The sequence below is a fragment of the Falsihalocynthiibacter sp. CO-5D18 genome (genome assembly GCF_041205445.1).
Classification (GTDB): domain Bacteria; phylum Pseudomonadota; class Alphaproteobacteria; order Rhodobacterales; family Rhodobacteraceae; genus Falsihalocynthiibacter; species Falsihalocynthiibacter arcticus.
Map to the genome: position 1 here is coordinate 1 of NZ_JBGFCF010000047.1, position 2,145 is coordinate 2,145.

Annotated in this window: 2 protein-coding genes; one reads left to right on the forward strand and one right to left on the reverse strand. The window is 55.4% G+C overall.

Going from position 1 to position 2,145, the window contains the following annotated elements:
- Nucleotides 1-384 precede the first annotated feature (384 nt).
- Nucleotides 385-1,152: a lysophospholipid acyltransferase family protein gene (locus AB9F27_RS21735; protein ID WP_335586742.1), complete on the forward strand. Its 768-nt coding sequence runs from the start codon at nt 385-387 to the stop codon at nt 1,150-1,152.
- Nucleotides 1,153-1,513: 361 nt separating this feature from the next.
- On the opposite strand, the gene AB9F27_RS21740 is transcribed toward AB9F27_RS21735, so the two are convergent.
- Nucleotides 1,514-2,145, reverse strand: a 632-nt coding sequence (locus AB9F27_RS21740) for a tyrosine-type recombinase/integrase (RefSeq protein WP_369758181.1), incomplete at its 5' end; no start/stop codon positions are given.

Consider the following 2,145-nt stretch of genomic DNA (forward strand, 5'->3'; position numbering starts at 1 on the left):
ATGCGAACTTTTCACCCGAATGTTATGGGGAGGCAAGGGATTTCTCCAGGGGGAGTGCCGAGGTACAAATATTTAGGTAGTTTTCGCAAAGTGTTGCGCGGAACGACGGTAGATAGGGCGGATTTCGGACCTACGCTGCGCCTGCAAACTAAACTGGGCAACTTGAAGAAAGCGGACACTCGGGGCTGCGACCCAGTTTTTTCGATTTGCAAACGCAGCGAAGGTCGGCAGTGAGCCCGAAGCGGGCACTTTCATCAACGCATCCTCAAACGATGCGAGTGAAGATCAGCATACCAAGAGTGCTTCACGATCTTGGTGCATTATTGTCAGAACATCTTAGAAAAACTTGAAAGTGTCGGCCTTTTTTGGTCTAGCTTGCATCTTATGCGGATAGCTATCGAAATCAAGCGCGGCCTTGCGGCCTGTGCGCAGTGGATCTTAGGTCTCCCGCTGGCCAATGCCCGTGTCGCCTACCTCGCGGAATCCAAACAAGAAGGGCGTGCAATCATGTCCCGCCATTGCCAACGGTTCCTGAATACGTGCCACATTTCAGTTGAAATTGACGGCCCACTGCCGCCGCCCGGCCGTGGCTGTGTGCTGTGTTACAACGAATCTTCCTTTCCCGACCTGATGGCCTTTATGGTGGCGTTCCTTGATCATGTGGACCGCGCAGCGGCAGCAGACCTTTACAAATTCTTCCCATTCGCACGCGCCGCTTTCGCACGCATCGATTTTGAACTCGTTCAAAGGGGAAACAGGGCGGCCACAGATGCCCTGATCGACAAGATGGTCCAGCGCATCCGTGGTGGAGAACGCGTTGCTTGGGGCGGTGAGGGTCGTTTGTCCGGCATTGATGGTATCCGACGTTTTAAAATCGGGGCCAGCTTGATTGCGATACGTGCAGGTGCGCCTGTGATCCCTGTGGTTTTTTATGGTGGCCACCATACCTTGCCGTTGGGAGCCATCCGGGCACGTCCAGGAACAATCCGCATCCGCATCGGCAATCCGATCCCAACTTCAGGTCTGACCGAGGACGATGCTCGCGCGTTCGCCGACAAGCTTCAGGATACCCTTTCGGAAATGTATTCCACCGCGGCGAAGAGCGGTGTTGTTTCTGCCGGTCCGAAAGTGTCGCCCGAGTTCAACAACTGACGGCCCTTTGGGGGCAACATGCATATCGTCGCCCTGCCTGCAATGCGTAAGGGGCAAGGGTTTGCAAACGGCGGCTTCGTCCGCATAGCAGACCTTAGGGCCTCAATATTGCTGCGGCAAGGCACCAATGTCCGCTATAGACGGGCTGCGCCGCAGCAATTGAGAATGTAGCGAACGGCAGCTAAGGGCCGGAAGCAGAAATTCAATTGGAGGCCGCTATCGGTGTTTTCGTCTATCTGAATGAGGTACTGGAAGCCTTTGCGGATGGGTATTTCCCCAGCCAGACAAAAAAAAGGATAAGCATTCTCCCGCCCGAGCACCCGCAATGGGAGCCCGGACGGAGTTTTGTTTTCGTCGCACCTCAAGCCACGCATCTTGGCAACCTGATCTGATCAATGATCTCCCGCTTCTGGCTGTCACTGATCCCCGCAGAGTATAGTCCATAGGTCAGCCTGTTGGCCGATCGCGCCGATTGGTGGCCCACAAGACTTGCGGTAAAGTGCTCTGGAACCCCTGTACGCTCGCATTGGGTGATGAACCACTTGCGGGTTGAGTGGAACACAAGGCCAGGGCGGGTGGCTCCGGTGCTTTGCCTTAACAGGGCGAACCTCTTGGTGACCCTGTCCACGGAAATCCCTGGAAACAGGGCCCCTTCGTTGGGAAGCATGGCCAGGGTAGCCAAAAGACTGTCGTGTAGCGGAATTTCACGTTCTGCTGCTTTGGATTTGAGCCCTCTGATCGCGTTTGGTCTGATCCTGGCAAAGACCCCGAGGTTGCCCTTGGTGATCAGGTCTTCCGCCATCATCCCACAAGCCTCCCCGGACCGCATGCCTGTGAGCAAACAGAGATGCAGCAAGGGCGTGAGTAGGGGTTCATTGGCCCCCAACAAAGTCACCACCTCTGCATCTGTCATCACCGCATAGCTTTGAACCTCTGGTTTGGAATGAACCGCAAGTTTGCCAAAGCCATGCTCTGCAAGGTGACCTTCCCGCA

What these genes read in the sequence shown, in the direction of transcription:
- AB9F27_RS21735 (WP_335586742.1), top strand. Translation starts at nt 385, where the DNA reads ATGCGGATAGCTATCGAAATCAAGCGCGGCCTTGCGGCCTGTGCGCAG.